Origin of the sequence: Edaphobacter lichenicola, from assembly GCF_014201315.1 — a bacterium.
Classification (GTDB): domain Bacteria; phylum Acidobacteriota; class Terriglobia; order Terriglobales; family Acidobacteriaceae; genus Edaphobacter; species Edaphobacter lichenicola_B.
The window spans coordinates 939,775-960,982 of record NZ_JACHDY010000002.1 but is presented as its reverse complement, the minus strand read 5'-3'; the positions used below and the strand labels follow the sequence as shown (position 1 = coordinate 960,982).

Annotated in this window: 22 protein-coding genes; 13 read left to right on the top strand and 9 right to left on the bottom strand. The window is 59.2% G+C overall.

Features of this window, described 5'->3' with window-relative positions; translation table 11 throughout:
* The first annotated feature begins 96 nt into the window (after positions 1-96).
* The 4 genes from HDF09_RS10285 (at position 97) to plsX (ending at position 3,121) form a co-directional block, all read left to right on the top strand.
* Entirely contained in the window at positions 97-1,038 is a 942-nt protein-coding gene (locus HDF09_RS10285) for a catalase family peroxidase (RefSeq protein ID WP_183765566.1), read from the top strand.
* Between the two features lie 223 nt (positions 1,039-1,261).
* A complete protein-coding gene (locus HDF09_RS10280; protein WP_183765564.1) occupies positions 1,262-1,828 on the top strand; it encodes a YceD family protein in 567 nt (188 codons plus the stop codon).
* Between the two features lie 69 nt (positions 1,829-1,897).
* Positions 1,898-2,083 carry a 50S ribosomal protein L32 gene (rpmF, locus tag HDF09_RS10275; RefSeq protein ID WP_125485089.1) on the top strand — a complete coding sequence of 62 codons (186 nt, stop codon included), beginning with the start codon at positions 1,898-1,900 and terminating at the stop codon, positions 2,081-2,083.
* Positions 2,084-2,116: 33 nt separating this feature from the next.
* The gene (plsX, locus tag HDF09_RS10270; protein WP_183765561.1) at positions 2,117-3,121 is read left to right on the top strand and encodes a phosphate acyltransferase PlsX; all 1,005 of its coding nucleotides are present in this window, start codon (positions 2,117-2,119) and stop codon (positions 3,119-3,121) included.
* Positions 3,122-3,496: 375 nt separating this feature from the next.
* Here the strand turns inward: plsX and HDF09_RS10265 are convergent, their stop codons facing one another.
* Positions 3,497-4,108 carry a thiamine phosphate synthase gene (locus HDF09_RS10265; RefSeq protein ID WP_183765558.1) on the bottom strand — a complete coding sequence of 204 codons (612 nt, stop codon included), beginning with the start codon at positions 4,106-4,108 and terminating at the stop codon, positions 3,497-3,499.
* 188 nt (positions 4,109-4,296) lie between these two features.
* On the opposite strand from HDF09_RS10265, the gene sthA reads away from it, so the two are divergent.
* Both sthA and HDF09_RS10255 read left to right on the top strand, forming a co-directional pair.
* The gene (gene sthA / locus HDF09_RS10260) at positions 4,297-5,697 is read left to right on the top strand and encodes a Si-specific NAD(P)(+) transhydrogenase (RefSeq protein WP_183765555.1); all 1,401 of its coding nucleotides are present in this window, start codon (positions 4,297-4,299) and stop codon (positions 5,695-5,697) included.
* A gap of 34 nt (positions 5,698-5,731) precedes the next feature.
* Positions 5,732-6,628 (top strand): ROK family protein, encoded by an 897-nt coding sequence (locus HDF09_RS10255; RefSeq protein ID WP_183765552.1) that lies wholly within the window; start codon positions 5,732-5,734, stop codon positions 6,626-6,628.
* Between the two features lie 57 nt (positions 6,629-6,685).
* On the opposite strand, the gene mutM is transcribed toward HDF09_RS10255, so the two are convergent.
* Positions 6,686-7,519 carry a bifunctional DNA-formamidopyrimidine glycosylase/DNA-(apurinic or apyrimidinic site) lyase gene (mutM, locus tag HDF09_RS10250; RefSeq protein WP_183765549.1) on the bottom strand — a complete coding sequence of 278 codons (834 nt, stop codon included), beginning with the start codon at positions 7,517-7,519 and terminating at the stop codon, positions 6,686-6,688.
* A 195-nt stretch (positions 7,520-7,714) separates the two neighbouring features.
* Here mutM and HDF09_RS10245 point away from each other — a divergent pair, with 195 nt between their 5' ends.
* Together HDF09_RS10245 and HDF09_RS10240 are read left to right on the top strand one after the other, a co-directional pair.
* Positions 7,715-8,527 carry a methyltransferase, TIGR04325 family gene (locus HDF09_RS10245; protein ID WP_183765546.1) on the top strand — a complete coding sequence of 271 codons (813 nt, stop codon included), beginning with the start codon at positions 7,715-7,717 and terminating at the stop codon, positions 8,525-8,527.
* A gap of 85 nt (positions 8,528-8,612) precedes the next feature.
* Positions 8,613-9,635, top strand: coding sequence for a cytochrome D1 domain-containing protein (locus tag HDF09_RS10240; RefSeq protein ID WP_183765543.1), 1,023 nt, complete (start codon positions 8,613-8,615; stop codon positions 9,633-9,635).
* 157 nt (positions 9,636-9,792) lie between these two features.
* On the opposite strand, the gene HDF09_RS10235 is transcribed toward HDF09_RS10240, so the two are convergent.
* Positions 9,793-11,850: a fused MFS/spermidine synthase gene (locus HDF09_RS10235; RefSeq protein WP_183765540.1), complete on the bottom strand. Its 2,058-nt coding sequence runs from the start codon at positions 11,848-11,850 to the stop codon at positions 9,793-9,795.
* A gap of 324 nt (positions 11,851-12,174) precedes the next feature.
* On the opposite strand from HDF09_RS10235, the gene HDF09_RS10230 reads away from it, so the two are divergent.
* The 4 genes from HDF09_RS10230 to HDF09_RS10215 all read left to right on the top strand — a co-directional run bounded on the left by HDF09_RS10230 (position 12,175) and on the right by HDF09_RS10215 (position 15,755).
* Positions 12,175-13,269, top strand: a complete 1,095-nt coding sequence (locus HDF09_RS10230) for a VWA domain-containing protein (protein ID WP_183765537.1) — start codon at positions 12,175-12,177, stop codon at positions 13,267-13,269.
* A gap of 184 nt (positions 13,270-13,453) precedes the next feature.
* The gene (locus HDF09_RS10225; RefSeq protein WP_183765534.1) at positions 13,454-14,764 is read left to right on the top strand and encodes an adenylosuccinate synthase; all 1,311 of its coding nucleotides are present in this window, start codon (positions 13,454-13,456) and stop codon (positions 14,762-14,764) included.
* A 14-nt stretch (positions 14,765-14,778) separates the two neighbouring features.
* The gene (locus HDF09_RS10220; protein WP_183765531.1) at positions 14,779-15,066 is read left to right on the top strand and encodes a putative quinol monooxygenase; all 288 of its coding nucleotides are present in this window, start codon (positions 14,779-14,781) and stop codon (positions 15,064-15,066) included.
* A gap of 149 nt (positions 15,067-15,215) precedes the next feature.
* Entirely contained in the window at positions 15,216-15,755 is a 540-nt protein-coding gene (locus HDF09_RS10215) for a nuclear transport factor 2 family protein (RefSeq protein WP_183765528.1), read from the top strand.
* Positions 15,756-15,892: 137 nt separating this feature from the next.
* Here HDF09_RS10215 and HDF09_RS10210 read toward each other — a convergent pair whose 3' ends face one another.
* A complete protein-coding gene (locus tag HDF09_RS10210) occupies positions 15,893-16,207 on the bottom strand; it encodes a hypothetical protein (RefSeq protein ID WP_183765525.1) in 315 nt (104 codons plus the stop codon).
* Between the two features lie 83 nt (positions 16,208-16,290).
* Positions 16,291-16,980 carry an HIT family protein gene (locus tag HDF09_RS10205; protein WP_311719209.1) on the bottom strand — a complete coding sequence of 230 codons (690 nt, stop codon included), beginning with the start codon at positions 16,978-16,980 and terminating at the stop codon, positions 16,291-16,293.
* Positions 16,981-17,306: 326 nt separating this feature from the next.
* On the opposite strand from HDF09_RS10205, the gene HDF09_RS10200 reads away from it, so the two are divergent.
* On the top strand, positions 17,307-19,316 hold the full coding sequence (locus HDF09_RS10200; protein ID WP_183765522.1) for a 30S ribosomal protein S1: 2,010 nt from the start codon (positions 17,307-17,309) through the stop codon (positions 19,314-19,316).
* 100 nt (positions 19,317-19,416) lie between these two features.
* Here the strand turns inward: HDF09_RS10200 and HDF09_RS10195 are convergent, their stop codons facing one another.
* The 4 genes from HDF09_RS10195 to HDF09_RS10180 all read right to left on the bottom strand — a co-directional run bounded on the left by HDF09_RS10195 (position 19,417) and on the right by HDF09_RS10180 (position 21,085).
* Positions 19,417-20,127, bottom strand: coding sequence for a hypothetical protein (locus HDF09_RS10195; protein ID WP_260181060.1), 711 nt, complete (start codon positions 20,125-20,127; stop codon positions 19,417-19,419).
* A 294-nt stretch (positions 20,128-20,421) separates the two neighbouring features.
* Positions 20,422-20,601 (bottom strand): hypothetical protein, encoded by a 180-nt coding sequence (locus HDF09_RS10190; RefSeq protein ID WP_183765516.1) that lies wholly within the window; start codon positions 20,599-20,601, stop codon positions 20,422-20,424.
* 68 nt (positions 20,602-20,669) lie between these two features.
* Positions 20,670-20,846, bottom strand: coding sequence for a hypothetical protein (locus HDF09_RS10185; protein ID WP_183765513.1), 177 nt, complete (start codon positions 20,844-20,846; stop codon positions 20,670-20,672).
* A gap of 62 nt (positions 20,847-20,908) precedes the next feature.
* The gene (locus HDF09_RS10180; protein WP_183765509.1) at positions 20,909-21,085 is read right to left on the bottom strand and encodes a hypothetical protein; all 177 of its coding nucleotides are present in this window, start codon (positions 21,083-21,085) and stop codon (positions 20,909-20,911) included.
* Between the last annotated feature and the right edge of the window lie 123 nt (positions 21,086-21,208).

Here is a 21,208-nt window from a genome sequence, read left to right as displayed (position 1 = left end):
CCTGTGTACTCTTGCGCGAGCAATTAGCAGAGGAAAGAGTCGGTTGTAACTTTGGTTGAATCAGAGTCCAGTAGATTGTGATGAGGAGAAATAACGATGCCGCTTCCTACCGACGAAAAGATAATCGCATTGAGCCAGCAACTGCTGCAGCAGTTCGACACAATCTTCGGATTGAACCCGGGCTTTCGACCCGCCCATGCCAAGGGCATAATGCTGACTGGGACGTTTACGCCTTCTGCTGAGGCGGCCACACTTACGAAAGCGCCGCACATCTCGCGGCAGTCGACTCCAGTGACGGTGCGATTCTCCGACTCGACAGGCATTCCGCTGGTGCCTGATAACGATCCGAATGCAAATCCCCGAGGACTCGCGATTCGGTTCAACCTTGCGGAACACGTTCACACCGATATCGTCTGTCATTCGACGGATGGCTTTCCGACGAGAACAGGGCCGGAGTTTCTGGAGTTACTGAAGGCTCTTGCGACGAGTGACCCTAAGAATTTGGCAGGTTCTCCGCTTGAGGCGTTTCTTGGTTCGCATCCGAAGGCGCTTGCGTTCGTTCAGGCGCCGAAGCCTGCGCCTTCGAGCTTTGCTCGCGAGAGCTACTTTGGTGTAACCGCGATGAAGTTCACCAATAAGGATGGAGTCAGTTGGTTTGGACGCTATCGGATCGTTCCTGAGGCTGGGAACGATCATCTGGATGATGCTGCGGCTGCTGCTAAGGACCCGAACTACCTGATGGATGAGATCGCGGAGCGTGTTGCGAAAGGGCCAATCAAGTTCAAGATCCTGGTGCAGCTTGCGAACGATGGCGATGTGGTGGACGACGCGACCAATCATTGGCCGGAAGATCGAAAAGTTGTTGAACTCGGCAGCTTCGCTTTGACGGCGCTGGTAGCCGATAACGCGCAGGAGCAGCAGCAGATCATCTTCGATCCGATTCCGCGGGTGGGGGGGATCGAGCCATCGGACGATCCGTTGTTGGAGCTGAGGGCGGCGATTTATCTGCTGAGCGGGCGTCGGCGACGGGCTGCTTAGAAGCTTCTGTCCTGCCGGACGGGCCTCCTGCGCGGAGGGCGGGCGTTCGCACGCCTTTTTAGAGCTTCGCGTGGTCCTCCCGTTGGTCGGAATCAATCTTCCCTCGCGACCAACGGGAGCGCCGGGGCGAAGCGGTATACGCGTCGCGAAGTGACCGCCCCACGCGCAGTGGGCCCGTCCGGCAGGACTTGATCTGTGGCTGGAACCTGCTACCCTTAACGATGTGCTGATTACTCCGCTCCAACTCGTAGACGAACCCCTTGAATTCAATGAAGTCATCGCTCCAGGGGCGTTGGACTATGCCTCCGATATCCGGCAGGTCGGGCCGCTGCCCGTCAACGGCGTCGCAGACCTGTTGATTGAGCACCGCAGCTCCAGCTCGCATGTGAACGATATCCGGCTGCGGGCGAACTACAGTGCGGACTTCGAGATTCTCTGTGCGCGGTGCGTCGACCCGGTCAAGGTGCCGCTTACGGGCGATTTCGACCTCATCTTTCGTCCCGAATCCGCCGATGCGGATGCCGGGGAGCGTTCTATTACTGCGGATGAGACCGAAATCGGGTATTATCAAGAGAGCGGTCTTTTGCTGGAGGATGTGGTGCGCGAGCAGGTGTTACTCTCCCTGCCGAGTCGTACCCTCTGTACGGCAGACTGCAAGGGGCTTTGCCCGCGCTGTGGTCAGAACCTGAATCAAGCGAAATGCTCCTGCGAGGAGGCTCCGGCTGATCCGCGTTGGAATGCGCTTGCGGGTCTGGGGACTCTGACCGACAAGCTCGAGCTGAAGCACTAATCAAGTTTTTGCCTCGTCGACTGCGTGTTTTTTGCGTGATTGCCGCGGCCGATTGAAAGGGATACTGCAATGCCTAATCCGAAACGGCGCCACTCCAAGCAACGGACTGCCAAGCGCCGCAGCCACGACTTTTTGACCCCCACCGGCCTCTCCGAGTGCCCCAACTGCCACGAGCGCAAGCTTCCCCATCGTGCCTGCCGCAAGTGCGGTACGTACAAGGGCCGCGACGTTCTCGTGACCAAAGAAGCCAGCTAATATCTTCCCCTCAAACCCTGCTCTTCCCTGCTGATGCCGACTGACATCGTTGTAGACGCAATGGGTTCCGACAAGGCCCCCGAACCAGAGGTTCGCGGGGCCGTCCTTGCTGTGCGCCAGTATGACGTTCGCGTCCACCTGGTTGGCCCGGAGGACAGGCTTCGTCCGATTCTGCGGCAGGCGCTGCGTGGACAGCGTCTTCCGGTGTTCATCGTGCCTGCCACCGAGTGGATCACGATGGACGACAAGGCCGCTCAGGCGGTCCGCTCCAAGCGCGATTCGACCATGCGGGTGGGCCTGAAGATGGTCCGCGAGGGTCGTGCCTCGGGGTTCTTTACCGCAGGCAACACCGGCGCGGCGATGGCTACCGCCAAGATGGTTCTGGGGATGCTTTCCGGTGTCGACCGGCCTGCGCTGGCCCAGATTCTGCCGACCGTCCATCGCATTCCCTCGTTGCTGCTGGACGTTGGGGCGAATGTCGACTGCGATCCGGACAATCTGGTCCAGTTTGCCGTGATGGGCCACATGTATGCCAAGAACATCCTGAGGATCAACAACCCTCGCGTTGGCCTTCTCTCGATTGGAGAGGAGGATTCGAAGGGCAACGCTCTGACTCGTGATACTCTGCCGCTGCTGCGCGCTTTGAAGGGGATCAACTTCAAGGGGAACGTGGAGGGTCGCGACCTGTTCAACGGGCACAGCGATGTGGCGGTGTGCGACGGTTTTGTGGGGAATGTGGCGCTGAAGTCGATTGAGGGGACGGCCCAGTTGCTGAGTGCGTCGTTGCGCGAGTCGTTGAAGTCCACGGTGACCTCTCAGGTTGGGGCGCTGCTGTCGCGCCGGGCCTTTGCCGAGTTCAAGAAGAGACTGGATTACTCGGAGTACGGCGGTGCGGTGCTGTTGGGCGTGCGGGGTGTTTGCATCGTAGGCCATGGGTCGTCGAATGAGAAGGCGATCATGAACGGCGTGCGTGTGGCCGCGGAGTTCGCCCAGGCCGAGGTGAACTCCGGCATTGAAGCGGCGCTGCTTCCTTCCTAGTTTCGTTCTCCGGACTGCCATCTACCCCCCCCCCTATTACCCGCGTGTAAGTCTTTTATTATTAATGGTTTAGACGGATGCAGTGTCTGCAAATACGTCAAATCAAAAGGGTTACTTGCAGATTCTTGAAACCAAACGAGTTAGCGGGAGTTGCTGATTGCAAATAAAAAGGCCTCGGTAAACTCCCCGAGGCTTTTTCTCTGATCTGTAGTTATTATAGCGGGCTGGAGATAACTCATACGCCACGCGATTGTGCTGGATTGGCGCGGGTTTTCGTGTGTAGGGGGCTTGACAGGATTTGGGCTGGTTCTTCGGATAGCCTAAATTATGGCATGAGGGTTTCAGCGGTCAGGCGGGACATCTTCTGGATAGTTTCTAAGAGCGATGAAAGAGGCGGATTCCGGCGACTCCGGCTGCGCCTGCCTCAAGGCATTCGGACGCGTTCTCGATGGTGACTCCGCCGAGCGCGAAGATCGGGATGGGGGCAGCGGCGATGCAGGCAGCGCGTAGCTGGTCGAGACCCTGGCCGGGGAGTTTCTGGCCGTCGGCGAGGGGCTTCTCGAAGACGGGGGCGAAGACGATGGCGTCTACCTGTTCGCGGCGGGCGCGCTGGACCTCGGCGAGGCTGTGGCAGGAGAGGGTGATCAGGGGTTTGGGACGTCCGGCGGAGTGGAAGAGGTCGCGGATCTGGGCGGGGGAGAGCTCGTCGGGCGAGGCGGTGAGATGGACACCGTGGGCACCGGTGGCCAAGGCGATGTCGGGGCGAGAGTTTATCAGGAGTCGCGTCGGGCTGGCGGTCAGGGCTATATTCTCAAGCAGGTTTCGGGCGAGGTTCGCGAGCGTGGCTGCGGGAAGGTCTTTTTCTCTTAGCTGGATGAAGTCGATGCCGTCGGCGATCCATCGGGAGGCCTCGCGGAGGAGGGCGGCTTGTTTTTCCTGCTCGCTGCCGGGGTAGAGCGCGCGGCTGGTGATGGCGTAGCGAAGCATGGTGAAATCAGTGTATGGTGCCAAGGCCACTAAGTGGAGTCTGTGATGTTGGTGTGGTAGTTTCAAGGCAGTAAGGCGAACACGCACACAGTCAAGCAACTGGCCCCTCACGATCGCCACTCGAGGGGCCGATAACGGGACAAGAGCCGCCAAGACGTCGGAGTGGATGTCCATGAGTATGTGCCAATATGAGTAGTAGTGTTTACGATCTGATTGTCATCGGGTCCGGGCCGGCCGGGCAGCGAGCTGCAATTTACGCTTCCAAGCTGGGCAAGAAGGTCGCACTGGTGGAGATGCGCGAGGTGGTCGGCGGGGCCTGCATCAGCACCGGTACGATTCCTTCGAAGACCATGCGCGAGGCGGTCCTTCACCTCTCCGGATACAACTACAAGTCCATCTATGGGATGAACTACCGGGTGAAGGAACGGATCACGATGGCGGACCTGGCGTTCCGGGTCCAGCACGTGATCAAGACCGAGATCGACGTGACCGAGGCGCAGCTTTCGCGGAACAACATCGAGATGCTGGTTGGGGTGGCGAGCTTTGAAGATGCGACGCATGTGAAGGTGACGAACTCGCGCGGCTCGACGGTGTATGAGGCGAACAACATCCTGATCGGAACCGGAACCAAGCCGGCGTCTTCGCCGAAGGTGCCGATCAACGGGCGCAGTATCATCAACTCGGACCTAGTGCTGGAATTGGTGAACCTGCCGAAGACGATGATCATCGTGGGCGGCGGTGTGATCGGGGTGGAGTACACCTGTATGTTCTCAGCCCTCGGAGTGCGGGTGACGCTGATTGAGCGAAGGCCGCGGCTGCTGGAGTTTGCCGACCAGGAGATCATCGAGGCGCTGAGCTACCATCTGCGAGACTCGCGGGTGACGATGCGGCTGAACGAAGAGGTGGAGTCGGTCGAAGAGATGCCGGACGGAACCGTCGTGGCGAATCTCGAGAGCAAGAAGAAGGTTCAGGGCGATGCTCTGCTGTATGCAGTCGGCCGCCAAGGCAATGTGGACGAGTTGAACCTGGCTGCGGTGGGCATCGAGTCCGACTCGCGCGGGCGCATCCCGGTGGATAAGGATTTCAGAACCAAGGTTCCGACGATCTTTGCCGTGGGCGATGTGATCGGATTCCCGTCTCTGGCATCGGTGTCGATGGAGCAGGGTCGCGTGGCTGCAGCACGGGCGTTTGGAGACGAGAAGATTCTGTCGAATCCGGGGCTTTACCCGTATGGAATTTATACGATTCCGGAGATCAGCTTTATCGGCAAGACTGAAGAGCAGCTGACCGAGGAGGATGTGCCGTACGAGGTTGGCGTGGCCTACTACCGCGAGATTGCGCGCGGCCAGATTCGCGGCGATACGACGGGCCGGCTCAAGATCATCTTCCACCGGATGAACCACCTAATCCTCGGCGTTCACATCATCGGCGAGGGTGCGAGTGAGCTGCTGCACATCGGCCAGGCGGTGATGGCACTGGGCGGAACACTGGATTATTTCGTGGATACGGTCTTCAACTATCCAACTCTCGCAGAATGTTATAAAGTTGCGGCTTTCAACGGGTTGAACCGCGTCAGCAAATTTGAGTAGAAACGCGGCACCCGAGGACGAGGCGGACAGCGTAATGGCAAAGACAATTGGGGTAATACTTTCGGAGCGGATCTCGGCCGGCTTGGTCGTGGATCACAAGCTTGTAGGACCGGTACGACGTTTTCCTGAAGATCACGACGACGAAGATGCGTTGGTGGAGCAGCACACCGAAGCTCTGGTGGAGACGATCGCAAATCAGGTGCTCCTTGCAGCCGATGGGGCGAAGGATTTCACGGCGGTTGGCGTGGCTTTACCCGGTTTGGTGAAGGATGGCGTGGTCGCAGAGGCGCCAAACCTGCCGCAGCTCAAGGGCGCGAAGATTCAGGAGCTGCTGATTGCGCAGATGCGCAACCATGGACTCAACGTTTCGGTGACGGCGGTGAATGATGCCGATGGAATGGCTGCGGGGCTGGCTTCGATGCACGGCAAGCTGGACAGCATGATCCGGGTCTGGACGCTGGGGGTCGGAATCGGCTATGGGCGGTATCCCTTCGCTCCCGGCGTGTGGGAGGGCGGCCACACGGTGGTGACGCTCGATGAGAAAGAGCGCTTCTGCGGATGCGGCGGGCGCGGGCATATGGAAGGGATCATGGGACATCGTGCGATGCGCCTGCGCTTCCTCGACATGGAGCCGGAGGAGGTCTTCGAGGCGGCCAAACAGGGCGATGCTCGCTGCCTGGACTTCAAACGGCTCTGGCACAAGGCTCTGGCCGCAGCGTCGGCGACTACGATTCATATGGCTGGGCCGGGGAAGATCTTCATCGCGGGGTTCAACACGCGGTTTCTCGATATGTCCATGGTGAAGGATTATCTACAGCAGATGGTGAAGATGAGTCCGCTGCAGGGGTACTCGCTGGAGATCGTCGACGATACGCCTGAGGTGAGGGTGATCGGCGCTGCTGTCTCGGCGGAGCTGGCCGCCGCTCGATAAAACGCGGCGGCTTCGGGCTTAGCCCGTGGAATCCGTGGTGTTAAATTCGACCGAACGCTATCTTTGGCAGGTGGGGCAGAAGTGTGTGCTGCGGCCACCGATGACGAAGCGCTTGATAGGCGTACCGCAGAGAAGGCACGGCTGGCCGGTGCGCGAGTAGGCGTGGTGGTGCAGCTGGAAGAAGCCTGCGACTCCGTCGGCGTCGACGTAATCTGAGACGGACGACCCGCCCAGCTTGATCGCCTCGGTGAGTACCTTGATCAGCGCTGCGTGAAGACGCGTCAGTTCGGCACGGGTGAGGCGTCCGGCGTGGCGTGTGGGGCGAATGCCGGCATGGAAGAGGCTCTCGTCGGCGTAGATATTGCCGACGCCGTGGAGAAGCGACTGGTTCAGCAGCGCGGCTTTGATCGGGGTCTTACGGCCACGAAAGAGCGCGATGAAGTCTTCAAGCCCAATGGTGAGGGGTTCGGCACCTGGTCCGGCGTATCTTTCTTCGGGAGTGGCGGCTTCGACCACGGACAACCGGCCGAAGCGGCGGGCATCGACGAAGCGAAGCTCTTTTCCGGTGCTCAGGGTCAGGATGGCGTGGGTGTGGGGTGGAATCGGCGTGTCGGGCGTTGAGACGAGCAGGCGGCCGGTCATGCCGAGATGGACGAGGAACTGCGCGGAACTTTTCTTGTTCTCTCTGGAGCGACTCAGATCGACGACGATCGTCTTTCCGACGCGGTGGACGCGGTCGATGCGGCTGCCTGTGAGAGCTTCGACGATCGCTTCGGGCGAAGATTTGAAGGTCTGGGGCTTGTTGCTGGTCCAGACCGAGCGCACGGTTTGGCCGTGGATTCTGGCGTGAACGCCATTCGCGACGGTCTCGACTTCAGGAAGTTCGGGCATACTTTCTGTAAGTATAGGCCGGTGAATGGATACAGGATTGCATGCAACAAAATGCGCAGCAATTCGCTAACCTTTTGCATGTTCGTGGCTCAATGCTTAGAGAATATTTACACAATATTAACAATTAACCACGGAATCAAGCCCCTAAGCGGCCTATATTTGAGTTCCTCCCCAAATACAACCGGATGAAGTGCCATGACCATGACGGGCGTTCTGACACGTTTGAACCTTTCAACCTTTCCGGGGTACAAGAAGCTGCGGCAGTCCGGGGTGCTGGATTTCGTAGCCGGCAAGGAGTTCGGACACTATCGCGGGCGATTCAGCACCAGCGACGAGGCAACGAGCTCACTTCCGCCTTCGCGCCGCGCAACCTACGACAATGAATCTCTGGTCTCGATCGGGATCGAATCGTACTCGACCATTCACCCGTTCGACTGGCCGATCCTGGTGTTCTGTCAGAAGCTGATGCGCGAGAACCATCTCCATGCCGTGACCGATTTTGGCGGTCATATCGGAGTGAAGTTCTACGCGTTTCGAGAGATGCTCGATCTTCCGGAAGACTTTCGCTGGCAGATTGTGGATGTGCCGGCGATGGTGAGGGAGGGGCGGCGGCGCGTGCCGCCGGAGGTGCACTCGTTACGCTTCTACGAGCACGTGGAAGAGACCGAGGCGTGTGATGCGCTGTTGTGTTCGGGGAGTCTGCAGTATGTGGACTGGTCGATTGAAGAGCTCATCGGGCGGCTGCCGCGGAAGCCTTACATGATCTTTTTGAATAAAGTTCCTGTCTCAGCCAGCGAAGGTTTCTTCACGTTGGAGACGTTTGTCAAGACGTTGCCTTGCCGCATCTTCGGTCCGGACGAGCTCGAGGCGGCCCGTCAGCATCTGGGCTACAAACTCGCAGCGAGCTGGCCCATCACTAACCGCGACTTTGTCGTGCTCTCTTCGAAGGGAATGGAGAAGGTTCAGATGGTGGGAGAGGCGTGGGTGCTGCAAACGGCAGACGCATGAAGCAGCTTGATGCGGAGGCGTTGATGGCTGCGCACCGGCAGGCACTCGAGTCTTTGCTGTTGCGCGAGGCTATACTGATGGCCTTATGAAGAAGATCTTTTTTTCGTATCCGATTGTGGGCTGTCTCTTCGTGGGCTTTGGCGGAGCGGCTGCGTTCTCTCAGAGACCCGCGGAACAAGATGCCCGCCCGCTGCTGCTGGTGGTGAACCAGGGTGATCGAGATCTGAGTTTGATCGATCCCGGCGCGGGCAAACAGACGGCTACTGTGCTGGTGGATGGGGTGACGGGCCACGAGGTGGCGGCTTCGCCCGACGGAACGACGGCGTACGTGCCGATCTATGGCAGTGCCGGGGTGGGTAAGCCGGGTACGGACGGCAGCAAGATTTCGGTGATCGACCTTGCCAGCCACAAGATTGTTCACACGATCGACTTCGGGCACGGGGTGCGGCCGCACTGCGTGATCTATGACAAGAACAGCGGGATGCTGTACGTGACGACGGAGCTGGATAAGACGATCAGCATTATCGACCCGAAGACTTTGAAGATTGTCGGCAGCGTGCCTACGGGGCAGGAGCAGTCGCACATGCTGGCGCTGTCGCGTGATGGTTCGCGCGGGTACACGGCGAACGTGGGACCGGGCACGGTATCGGTGCTGGATATGAAGGCGCGCAAGACACTGGCGATTATTCCAGTCTCGACCGATACGCAGAGGATTGCGATCTCGCGCGACGACAGCATGGTGTTCACGGCGGACCAGGCCAAGCCGCAGCTTGCAGTGATCGATACCGCGACCAATAAGTTGAAGACGTGGATTCCGCTGCCGAGTGTCGGATACGGGACGGCGACGACGCTCGATGGGCGGTGGCTGCTGGTGGCGCTGCGAACGACGCATCAGGTGGCGGTGGTTGATCTGACGTCGATGCAGGTGGCGCGCACGATCGACGTGGCGGATGGGCCGACGGAGATCCTGATGAACCCCGATGGCAAGTCTGCGTTTGTCTCCTGCTTTAGAAGCAGGCAGGTGGCGGAGATCGATCTTGGGCAGTGGAAGATGGCGCGGTTGATCGATGCGGGTGATGCGGCGGACGGCCTGGCCTGGGCGAAGTAGCGCACTTCGTGGGGTGTATACCGGCTTCGCCCGGGGCCTCCCGTTGGTCGGCGGAAGATTGTTATCGCGACCAACGGGAGCACCAGCCGAAGGGGTATACCTGTCACGAAGTGACCGCACTCCGCGCAGGAGGCTCGTCGGCAGGACAACTTAGTTTCTAGTGATGCGATAACTGAAGGATGGGCAGGATGCTGGAGTAGTCGTCGGTCCAGACGCGGAGGCGTGCGTCCAATGAATCTAAGGGGACGGCGCTGGCAGCGGCTGCGAGCTCGGGTTGATCGAAGAAGGTGGGACTCGAGGTGAGCAGAATCCAGGTGGCACGATAGGCTCCAAGCGAGTCGTCGGGCTGGCTTTCGATCAGCTTTGCCTGCATGTCGGCGGCGCGGGCGAGCTGCGCGATCTCGGGTGCGAGATTGAGGTACTGGTTGGAGACGTGGAAGGCCAGGATGCCATTTGGCGCCAGATGTCTTTTGTAGAGGGCGATTGCCTCGATGGTGAGCAGGTGGAGGGGGATGGCATCGCCGGAGAAGGCGTCGATGGCGATGACGTCGAAGTTTTGTGGAGACTCTTGCGTCAACTCGCGGGTTAGGGAGGTACGTGCATCGCCGTCGGCAAAGGTGATCTGCGCGGGAGAGTCTCGCAGGTAGGTGAAGAGGTTCTGCGCGACGGGGCGTACGAGTGGGTTGATCTCGTAGAAGCGGATGTGGTCGCTGGCGGTGCCGTAGGTTGCGATGGTGCCGGTGCCGAGGCCGATGACCGCGATGTTGCGTGGGCGCGATTCGCAGCAGTGATGGAGCGCGAGGCCAATGCCGGAGTTGTCGGCGTAGTAGGTGGTGGGCGTGCGGGTGAGGCCGGGCGCGAAGAGCTGCGTGCCGTGCTGGATGGTGCCGTTGAGCAACATGCGCTCGGTGCCCCCGTGTGGGCCGACCATCTGCTTGACGCGGAGGGTTCCGTAGAAGTTGCGAACCTCGAGGATGGCCTCGCGGGCGTAGGCGGTGTGCAGCATGATGGCGAAGAAGAGCAACAACGCGGCGGCGGTGGACCAGAGAAGACGCTGCGGCCAGCCGTCGCTCCACGTGACGACGATGGCGAGTGCAGCGGTGACGAAGAACGAGATTGCGAGATCGTAGTTGGCCGAGAAGATCATTGGGCTGGCGATGCCGATGAAGAAGGTTCCTGCTGCTCCTCCTGCGGCGACCAACAGGTAGAAGAGCGTGGTCTCGGTGGGGTTTTCCGGGCGTAGGGCGTAGGCCTCCGCGTGGCAGAAGAGTCCGGCGAGGAAGCACTCTGCGAGGAAGAAGAGGATGGCGATGCCGATGGGAAGGCTCACGTCGGTCTTCGAGATAGCGTAGCCGAGGCTGGCCAGCATCACGACCAGCAGACGCACCACGATGCCGCGACGGTAGAGCGCGGGGAACTCGAAGGCGAGGATGAAGGTGAGCAGGTAGATGGCGAGCGGCAGCATCCAGAGGAGCGGGATCGCGGCGATGTTGACGGTGAGGTGGCTGGTGACTGCGCTGAGCTGCATCGCGGCGGCCATGGGGAGAAGGAACCAGAGCCACTTTGCTCTGGCGGGAGCGGGGGCTGGGGTTTGCGATTCTTCAACCGTGTCAGCCGGCGCAGGTGCGGGCAGTTGGCGCGTGATGGTCGCACAGAAGACGGCGTAGAGGAGGAAGCCGAACGACCAGAGACTCCGCTGGAGCTTCAGGGTGAGGTGCGGCTCGACGACGAAGGGGTAGACGATGAGAGCGAGAAGAGAGCCGAAGTTCGAGAGTGCGAAGAGGCGGTAGGGGATGGTGCCGCCCCTTGTGCGCTGGAGCCAGACCTGCAGCAGCGGGCTGGTTGCGCTGAGCAAGAGAAATGGCAGGCCGATGGTGAAGGCGAGCGTCGAGAAGATGGTGGTGAAGGGGTGGCCAACACCTTGGGCAGGCTCTGTGGGGACGAATCTTTGTGCGATCAGCAGCACCGCCGCGGCGGCGAGCGTGACCAGATAGACGTGGCGGCGCCAGGTGGTGGCCTGGCAACGCGTGATCCAGTGGGCGTAGAGGTAGCCGAGCAGCAGTGTGACCTGGAAGAAGACCAGGCATGTCAGCCACACGGCGGAGGAGCCGCCGAGCACAGGCAGCAGTTGCTTCGCGGCCATCGGCTCAACCAGGAAGAGAAGGAACGCGCCGAGGAAGATGGTAGTGCCATAAAGCAGGCGTGATGCAGGCATGTTGGGCCCTGATACGTTTTGAGTTGAAGCTGGCGCTCGCTTCGCACCCGATCTCCGTGGACCGAAGCGCAGGAGGAGGATATCGAGAGAGTCGCATCCTGCGCCATCAAAAAGGTACGGCGCGGCTGTTTTTGAGGATGCTGTCGCATCTAATATGCTGTCGGGCGAGTTTGCTGAAACTACCGGTCTCGCTGCTGCGTCCTTCATGCGAGGGTCGAAGATCGACCGCTGTGATCGACCGCTGCGCTTTGTTTCAACCTGCAGCTTTTATCCCGCAGGCCGCACGACTGCAAGAGAGGTCTTTGAGGTGGAGAGGTGGAAGTGATGAGTGCGTTGAATCGGGTCCGGCTGGTTCTGTTCTGTCTTTTGTTTCTTCCTCTCGCGGCATTCTCCCAGCAGCAGGCAGCTCCCACGCCGCCGCCGGACCAGTTGCCCGCGGCCTCTGCGCCAATCTCCGAAGCGCGGGACTCTAACCTGGTGCTGGATGTTGTGGTGACGGATCGGTCGGGAAAGCCCAGAGCCGGCCTCACGCAGAATGACTTTGTCGTGCGCGATAATAACCAGATCCGAAAGATTCTCTCGTTCCGCGCGGTGGATAGTGCTGCTCCCGCCGAGCCGGTGAAGATCATCCTCCTGGTGGATGAGGTGAATACTTCGTTTACCCGCGTGGCGTATGAGCGCGACCAGCTCAAGAAGTTTCTTCTGCAAAACGGCGGGCAGCTTACGCATCCTGTGTCGTTGGCCTTCTTCAGCGACACGGGGACAGAGATGCAGAGTGGCTCCTCGCGTGACGGAAATGCGTTGCTGGCCGACTTCGATCAGCATGTGACGAAGCTGCGAACGATACGGCGCTCGGCGGGTTTTTACGGCGCGGAGGAGCGCCTGGATCTCTCCCTCAAGGCGATCGGTATGCTTGCCGCCACGGAGTCGAAGGAGCCGGGACGGAAGATGGTCATCTGGATAAGCCCAGGCTGGCCGATTCTCAGCGGACCGAATATCACGCTGACTGCGAAGGAGCAGCAGGGGCTGTTTTCGTCGATTGTCTATCTCTCCACGGCACTCCGGCAGGCTCGGATCACGCTCTACAGCATCGATCCGCTTGGCGTAGCAGATGCCGCGACGACCCGCGTATTTTACTACGAGGAGTTTCTGAAGCCGGTATCGAAGCCACAGGATGCGCAGGCGGGAGATCTTGCGCTGCAGGTGCTGGCGAGGCAGAGTGGCGGGCAGGCACTCAACTCGAGCAACGACATCACGCAGCAGATTACTCGCTGTGTTGCGGAGGCGGACGCGTTTTACACGCTCACCGTGGAACCGGTGCCGTCTGACCGGCCAAACCAGTCCCACGTGGTCGCGGTCAGTGTTGAAACCGCGGGAATGACGGCAAGGACGAGAAGCCTGTACTACGGTCAGCCGTAAAAAACCGGGCGGTTGGGCTCTTTTTTGTCCTTTCTCCGGGGGTAGAACGCCGAAGGCAGCAACGCAAAACGCCGAAGCGACCGACGCTATATGATAGATAGCAGCGCGCATTTGCCGGTTGCGGTGCGCGTCTTCGGGCTTCCGGTCTTGCGGCCAACCACCATCCTTGGAGAACACATCCGTCGTGAATCAACGCAAATCAGCGGTTATTTTGGGTGCCCAGTGGGGCGATGAGGGCAAAGGCAAGATCGTCGACGTGCTTTCGGAGAAGTTCTCCGTGGTTGCGCGCTATGCAGGCGGCCACAATGCCGGCCATACGGTCATCATCAAAGGCAAAAAGTTCGTCCTGCAGCTGATTCCATGCGGTGTTCTGCGACCGGAGTGCAAGGGCGTCATCGGCAACGGCGTTGTGCTGGACCCCATGGCGTTTTTGAGCGAGGTCAAGAAGTTGAAGGACGCGGGTCTGCCGGTCGACGGTCAGCTCTTCGTCTCGAACCGTGCGCAGGTGATTCTGCCTTACCATCGGATGATCGAGCTGGCGGCGGAGAATGCGCCCGGACGCACGAAGATCGGAACGACCAGCCGCGGCATCGGGCCGGCCTATGAAGACAAGATGCATCGCAGCGGACTCCGGGTAGTGGACCTGCTGAACTCGGCGCTGTTGCGGACGCACATCGAGAACGCCTGCCACGAGAAGAACACGATTGCTCATGCGTTGTTCGGCACGGAGCCGCTGGACCCCAAGACGATGTACGAGGAGTACTCGCGCGCCGCCGAGCAGATTGCACCCTTCGTGACCGATACGGCGGTCATGCTGAACCACGAGATCGACAACGGCGGAAAGGTCATGTTCGAAGGGGCGCAGGGCGCGTTGCTGGATATCGACCACGGAACCTATCCCTTCGTAACCTCCTCCTCCTCCACGGCCGGCGGAGCGGTGACGGGCACCGGCGTTGGGCCTACGAGAATCGGCAGCGTCATCGGCGTCACCAAGGCCTACGTGACGCGGGTCGGCGAAGGTCCGTTCCCCACCGAGATTCACGACTCCACCAGCGATCTGATCCGTGCTCGCGGGCAGGAGTACGGCGCGGTGACCGGCCGTCCGCGACGCTGCGGCTGGCTCGATCTGCCGCTGCTGCGCTACAGCAACATGATCAACGGGACCGAGTGGCTGGTCGTCACCAAGATGGATGTGATGGATGAGTGCGCCGAGATCCCGGTCTGCACCGGCTACAAGGTCAACGGCAAGCTGACCGATCTGATTCCTGCGGATATGCCGGGGTACAACGCCATCGAGCCGGTTTATACCAGGCTCAAGGGCTGGAACAGCTCGACGGAGGGGATCACCGAGTTCGACAAGCTGCCGCCGCTGGCGCAGGATTATCTGAAATTTATTGAGAAGGAGTCCGGGGCGAAGATTGGTATGGTCTCCACCGGCCCGGACCGCGACCAGACCATGAGTCTGCCGGCATTTGAAGACGCGTTGAAGGCGTAGAGGAAAAGGCGATTATGCTTAGTTTCAACGTGCGAATGACCTTCGACCAGTCGGACCGTGACGAGATCTCCGAGATTCTGTGCCACCTTACCGCGGCTTCCAGGAAGGAGTCCGGCTGCGTCAGCTACATCCCACACTTCGTAGAAGGAGAGGCCTGCACGGTACTTATCTACGAGCAGTACGACGACGACGCGGCCTTGGAGCATCATAGGGGAACACCTCACTTTCATCAGTACGCGATCGGGGGCCTGTATCAGAAGATGAAAGAACGTCAGGTCGAGAACCTGACCGCTGTCTGTTGATGCTTTTCTGTCGGGGTTCCTTGCGTGTGGCTCTGTCTAGTGCATGGAGACTCGCGTACGACTAAAGTGGTTTTGACTCAACGCGGTAAATCGATCTAACATCCGGTACGCTTATGGGCTTGTCTGGTCGTCCAATTCGTAGGTCGCTGATGGGCTCGGGCGTGTTGCTGGCGGCCATGGCGATTGGATGGCCTGCGCCTGCGGCATTTGCCGGTCACCTGCAACCGCTGCATGAGAAGAAGCACGATGCCAAACGGCAGGTCGAAGCGCTCGAGGAGCAGTGGCGGCAGGCTCAGCTCGCGGGCGACGTCGCCGCAATGGACAAGCTCCTCTCCGACGATTACATCGGCATCTCGATGACCGGCCAGGTAAACACCAAGATGCAACAACTGGACCGGATGCGAACCCGCAAGTTCGTCCTGACGAAGCTCGATCTGGGCGAGATGCAGGTGAAGCTCGTCGGCTCGATCGCCATTGTGACCTCTCGTGCCCAGGTAGAAGGAACCAACGAAGGCGTGGCGGTTCAGGGAACCTACCGCTATACGCGCGTCTATCAACGGCTGCCTTCCGGCGGGTGGAAGATTACCAGCTTCGAAGCCACAAGGGTGCCGGGATCGAGAGATCCGGGCAATCACGATGCGGCGGCGCCCAAGGCCGCAAGCAGTGCGCCTCAGGATGGGCCCTCTTAGCTTCGGATCTCGGCGAATCTTGAAGTTCGCCTACCAAATACAAAACCCTGCTCCGCGGCAGGGTCTTTTTCATGTAGCAGCTTTGAAGTTCTTCACGAATCTCTGGCTGATCTTTGTGATGCGGTGTGTCGGAAGCCTCATGCGGTCTTCGGCGCAATCACCGTGATGCGCATCTCCCTTGCCTCCCGCGGCGGGGGAAGCTCTGCCGACTCGACCGGACGGGGAAGATTCAACGCGAGCAGTCTGCGATAGAGAGAGCGAGTTGCACCGGTAAGGCGTGCGTCCTCGGATTCATGAGGGAAGAGCGAAAGATATTTGCGAGTCGAAGTCGCGGGCTTACGGACGGGAACAATATAAGGACGGCGATCGGGTTTTGGCGCGCTGCGATCTTCCTTCGCAACGGACGGGACCGATCGTAGGGATGCGGGGAGTGTCTGAGAGATATTTTGCATTGAGCCCTCAACGAGAACCAACTGGCTGGCTTCAAGCTGTTAGTCAATAGGACGACGACCGAGAAGCATTGGTTGTATTAAATTTAGAAGGCAGTGCGAAGCTTCTCCCAGGTCACATCCAGAGCCTCAGGAAGGACGCGGGTTTCAGCCGTCACCGTCATGAAGTTCGTATCGCCGCTCCATCGGGGCAGAGCGTGAAGGTGCATGTGAGCGGCGATGCCGGCGCCCGCAGCCTCCCCCAGATTGAGACCCATGTTGATGCCGCCCGGAAGGTAGACCTGCCGCAGCGCCAGCTCCGAACGCTGGGCAAGAGCCATCAGCTCCTGGGCGACCTCGACGGGAAGCGCAGCTAGCGTGTCCAGGTGCTGGTACGGCAGCAGCAACAGGTGTCCGGTGGAGTAGGGAAAGGCGTTGAGGCAGATAAAGCAGGTCTGCCCCCGCCAGACGATGTGTGCCGCTTTTTCAGCGGCGAGCCGGTCCATCCCGTGATCGACCGCGTAGTCGACCGCCGCGATCATATTGCAGAAGACGCAGTGCTTGTCCTGGGCCTCGGTCGGGGGCCAGGCGCTGAGAGCCTCAGGAACCCCGCTTTTGGCCTGCGGGTCCGAGCGGGTGATGTAGCTGTAGCGCCAGGGCGTCCAGAGGCGGTCCATTCGGCGAGTATAGCGCGGGGGCAGAGCGCCTTCAGGCTGAGGATGCGGCCGGACGGGCTGGCGAGTCCGATTCAGGCTCGTTCCCTGCGCTTTGCCCGGTTTGGCGCATACTCTCTGCATCAAAACAGGACTTTCTGCATCGAATTAGGTACGACCCAGGAAGATTTCCTTCACTCCCGAGCATGACATGGTGATGAAAATGCAGGCGAAGAGGCCGGCTTTTGTTGACGTACTGTATGCAAAGTTCTATGCTTTATCAGTGAGCTATTGCGTGTGGGACCCAAGTGCAATAGCTCCTCTGCAAGACCTGATTCCTTCCATCCTGCCGAAGCTGTCGCGGGGATAGAGAAAGCAGCCAGCCTCCCCTCCCGGATTCGCTGATTGCTCCCGCCCACGCGCTGCTCTTAGAGGAAGGAATCTCTTGGATCCCGGAGTCCGCATTCACCATGGTAGAAAACCATAATCCTGACCACAACGAGAGCAAACCCCTGACCACCGAAACGGAAGTCCTAGCGCCCGAAGCGACAGCGGCTCACACAGACCTGTCTTCTGAATCCACCTCAACCCAACAGCATGAGACCGCCCACGACGCGTCAAATGTAGCTGCACAGCAGGTTGCCCCCGCTGCCGCCGCTCACCAGTCTGCAGACCACGGAACCGTTGCCACGGCTACCGCTGCGGCCGACGAGTCTGACGATGATTTGAACTACGACGCAGCTGACTTCGCCGCCGCCCTTGCGAACTTCGATCGCGAGCAGGCTGCCGAGTCCGCCGCTGCCCAGAACCTGACCACAGAAGAGGTCATCGTTACTGGCACCGTCGTCAAGATCACCGACAAGCATGTTGTTGTCGACATCGGGCTCAAGTCTGAAGGTCTCATCCCCCTGGAGCAGGTTCTTGACATCAATGGTGTCTCGAAGTTCCAGGCAGGTGACACTGTTGAAGTTGTGGTAGAGCGCGAAGAGTCCGAAGGCGGATACCTGGTCAGCTATGACAAGGCTCTCCGTCATAAGGTCTGGGACAAACTGGAGCAGGCGGCGAACGACAAGACCCCTGTGAAGGGTATGGTTCTCAGCCGTGTCAAGGGTGGTCTCACCGTTGACATCGGCATCAAGGCGTTCCTGCCCGGCTCGCAGGTCGAGGTTCGTCCCGTTCGCAATCTGGACGGCTACATCGGCACCGAGATCGAAGTTCGCGTCATCAAGCTCAACAAGAAGCGTGGCAACGTCGTCATCAGCCGCAAAGAGCTTCTTGAGGAAGACCAGAACGCGAAGAAGTCCGTCACTCTCGCCACTTTGGAAGAGGGCAGCGTTCTCACCGGCACCGTGAAGAACCTCACCGACTACGGCGCATTCGTCGATATGGGCGGCCTCGACGGCCTGCTCCACATCACCGACATGAGCTGGGGCCGGCTCACCCATCCCCGCGACCTCGTCAACGTTGGCGACGAGATCCAGGTGAAGGTGCTGAAGTTCGACAAGGACAAGCAGCGCGTCTCGCTTGGCTTCAAGCAACTCACACCTGATCCGTGGCTCGATGCAACCGAGCGCTACCCGATCGGTGCGCAGGTTCGCGGCCGCGTTCTGTCGGTCACCGACTACGGCGCGTTCGTTGAGCTCGAGCAGGGAATCGAGGGCCTCGTTCACGTGTCTGAAATGACATGGAGCAAACGGATGAAGCATCCGTCGAAGATGGTCAAGCCCGGCGACGAGGTCGACACCATCATCCTCAGCGTCAACCCGAACGACCGCCGCATCTCGCTCGGCATGAAGCAGCTCCAGGACAACCCGTGGGAGCAGCTCGAAGACAAGTACCCGACCGGCGCCATCATTGAGGGCCGCGTTCGCAACCTGACCGACTTCGGTGCCTTCATCGAGATCGAAGACGGAATCGACGGACTGGTGCACGTCTCGAACCTGAGCTGGACTAAGCGCATCAAGCACCCCTCCGAGGTCCTGAAGAAGGGCGAGAAGGTTCGTGCGATCGTTCTGGGCGTCGAGCCTGAGAATCGCCGTCTGTCGCTTGGCGTCAAGCAGCTTCAGCCGGATGTCTGGGATACGTTCTTCGCCCAGCACCGCGTTGGCGACGTCATCAAGGGCAAGATCCTGCGTACGGCTCAGTTCGGAGCCTTCGTTGAGATCGCCGAAGGAGTCGAGGGCCTCTGCCACGTCTCCGAAGCGATCGATGCCGAGGGTAAGCCAGTCTCGATGGATGTGGACTCGGAGCACGAGTTCAAGATCGTCAAGATGAACCAGGAAGAGAAGAAGGTGGGCTTGAGCATCCGCGCAGTCGGTGAAGAGGCCAGCCGCGCAGAAGTCGAGAGCTACAAGGAGCGCGAGAAGTCGCCCAAGGGCAACAACTCCGGTTCCTCTTCCTCCTCCTCCTCGGGCAATAGCAGCAGCACCACGCTGGGCGATCTGATCAACTGGAAGCGTTCTGAATCTGAGCGCGACTAAGCTCGAACCAGACAAGCAGTAAAAAGGCCATCCTAAGCGGGATGGCCTTTTTACTTGCTGTTTTCCGAGATCAGGTCGATGCTGCTCTTCGAATACTGCTCTATGCTGAGAGAGAGTGCATGGGAGCAGGCGACTCGATTGATCCGGTAGCCATCTTCGCAGAGGCGCGGCGCATGACCTCGAGCTCAGCCGGGGCAAAGAGCTCCGGTGGAATCCCACCGACGGCCACATGCCCAGGATCGTCGCCCAGAGCCATCGAGATCTGGTTCCAGCGAAGGAACGGCGAGGTGGTCGGGAGAGTGATGATGCGGCGCTTAGGCTCGGGGAACGCGAAGTAAGCCGACCAGGTGAGCAGGGTAAGGCCAACCGCAAATCCGTTGATCAGACTAAATGTGGAGTACATGTTGGCATACCGGGCAAGCCATGCGGAATTGACCAGGTTGACCATTGCGAGAACACCAAGCCCAAGACTCACTCCGAAGATCCGGCTACGGAATGAGAGTCCCATTGGCCGGATGGCGAAGCATACGAACAACAGAAGGCAAAGTGTCAGGATGCTCGAGGTCTGCTGGAGCTGCGTGATCATCGCAACCATGAACGTGATTCCACTCAGGTGAGGAGTAACTGCAACCCCTATAGCAACCGCAATTGAGATGGCCGCAACCCAGCGGAAAACAAGCATTCCCAAAGTCTGCAAACCCTTTAGGGGGGCCATCGCCAGCTTGAAAATGCTGTATATGACCAGAAGAGAGAGGATCGCTTCCAGCGCGTAGCTCGTCCAGTAGATGTAGAAATAGACCTGATAAGCCAAGTGTCGCTCGATCGCGTGTCGGCTCAAATAGAGCAACGGCAGACAGATAGCAGAGCAACCGAGGCGAACAGACAGAAGGGCTACCAGAAATCCGAATTGCCGGACGGCCTTACTGCGAACCAGGAAGAAAATGAGCATTCCACAAAGAATCGGCTCTAGGTAATCCATACGTGCCGTCAAGCTGGAAATGAATTCATTCATAGGCGTACCTGTGATTACAAACAGAGGCTAGCCTATTCCCGGTTCGGATACAAGAAATTTAAAGCGTGATCCTGCAAAAAATTGCCGATAGTACTATCGAGTTCCCATGCCACAAGCGTTTGGATCGTTCGGAGCGCACATGGGAACGGGCAGCATGCTGACTCGAGATGCGGTGACCGCATTGGATTTGGCGGAAGCGGAAGAGGTCTGGGTTGTGGCAGCTGCACCGGTGAGGGCGAGGACGACGACGAAAACGCGAACGATATGTTTCATGGCTTGAGACTCCGTGGCCTTGTAATTTGTTGATTCTTTTCAGGTAATACTGCAAAAGCAACCCGAACTTAGCGCGTACCCATCCCACAGGCATTAGGATCGTTTGGTGCGCACATAGGAACCGGCAGCATGCTGACGCGGCTAGCAGTGACCTTGTTCTTTGCGGAGGCGTTGGAAGTCTGGGTTGTGGCAGCTGCACCGGTGAGGGCGAGGACGACGACGAAAGCGCGAACGATATGTTTCATGACTTGGGACTCCGTGGCCTTGTAATTTGTTGATTCTTTTCAACTGCAAAAGCAACCCGAACTTAGCGCGTACCCATCCCACAGGCATTAGGATCGTTTGGTGCGCACATAGGAACCGGCAGCATGCTGACGCGGCTGGCAGTGACCTTGTTCTTTGCGGAGGCGTTGGAGGTCTGGGTTGTGGCGACTGCACCGGTGAGGACGAGGACGACGACGAAAGCGCGAACGATATGTTTCATAAAGAGATACCCCCAAAGTTGTATTTCTGTAAAAAGATTTCTCTGGACAAACCAGATGATGTAACCATAGGATACAAACTGGACTAAGTCTAATAGAATCAGTTACATATAAAAGTATCAAAC

Coding starts and splice junctions, on each gene's coding strand:
- HDF09_RS10285 (WP_183765566.1), top strand. CDS start 97: ATGCCGCTTCCTACCGACGAAAAGATAATCGCATTGAGCCAGCAACTG.
- rpmF (WP_125485089.1), top strand. CDS start 1,898: ATGCCTAATCCGAAACGGCGCCACTCCAAGCAACGGACTGCCAAGCGC.
- plsX (WP_183765561.1), top strand. CDS start 2,117: ATGCCGACTGACATCGTTGTAGACGCAATGGGTTCCGACAAGGCCCCC.
- HDF09_RS10265 (WP_183765558.1), bottom strand. CDS start 4,108: ATGCTTCGCTACGCCATCACCAGCCGCGCGCTCTACCCCGGCAGCGAG.
- sthA (WP_183765555.1), top strand. CDS start 4,297: ATGAGTAGTAGTGTTTACGATCTGATTGTCATCGGGTCCGGGCCGGCC.
- HDF09_RS10255 (WP_183765552.1), top strand. CDS start 5,732: ATGGCAAAGACAATTGGGGTAATACTTTCGGAGCGGATCTCGGCCGGC.
- mutM (WP_183765549.1), bottom strand. CDS start 7,519: ATGCCCGAACTTCCTGAAGTCGAGACCGTCGCGAATGGCGTTCACGCC.
- HDF09_RS10245 (WP_183765546.1), top strand. CDS start 7,715: ATGACCATGACGGGCGTTCTGACACGTTTGAACCTTTCAACCTTTCCG.
- HDF09_RS10240 (WP_183765543.1), top strand. CDS start 8,613: ATGAAGAAGATCTTTTTTTCGTATCCGATTGTGGGCTGTCTCTTCGTG.
- HDF09_RS10235 (WP_183765540.1), bottom strand. CDS start 11,850: ATGCCTGCATCACGCCTGCTTTATGGCACTACCATCTTCCTCGGCGCG.
- HDF09_RS10230 (WP_183765537.1), top strand. CDS start 12,175: ATGAGTGCGTTGAATCGGGTCCGGCTGGTTCTGTTCTGTCTTTTGTTT.
- HDF09_RS10220 (WP_183765531.1), top strand. CDS start 14,779: ATGCTTAGTTTCAACGTGCGAATGACCTTCGACCAGTCGGACCGTGAC.
- HDF09_RS10215 (WP_183765528.1), top strand. CDS start 15,216: ATGGGCTCGGGCGTGTTGCTGGCGGCCATGGCGATTGGATGGCCTGCG.
- HDF09_RS10210 (WP_183765525.1), bottom strand. CDS start 16,207: ATGCAAAATATCTCTCAGACACTCCCCGCATCCCTACGATCGGTCCCG.
- HDF09_RS10205 (WP_311719209.1), bottom strand. CDS start 16,980: ATGCAGAGAGTATGCGCCAAACCGGGCAAAGCGCAGGGAACGAGCCTG.
- HDF09_RS10200 (WP_183765522.1), top strand. CDS start 17,307: ATGGTAGAAAACCATAATCCTGACCACAACGAGAGCAAACCCCTGACC.
- HDF09_RS10190 (WP_183765516.1), bottom strand. CDS start 20,601: ATGAAACATATCGTTCGCGTTTTCGTCGTCGTCCTCGCCCTCACCGGT.
- HDF09_RS10185 (WP_183765513.1), bottom strand. CDS start 20,846: ATGAAACATATCGTTCGCGCTTTCGTCGTCGTCCTCGCCCTCACCGGT.
- HDF09_RS10180 (WP_183765509.1), bottom strand. CDS start 21,085: ATGAAACATATCGTTCGCGCTTTCGTCGTCGTCCTCGTCCTCACCGGT.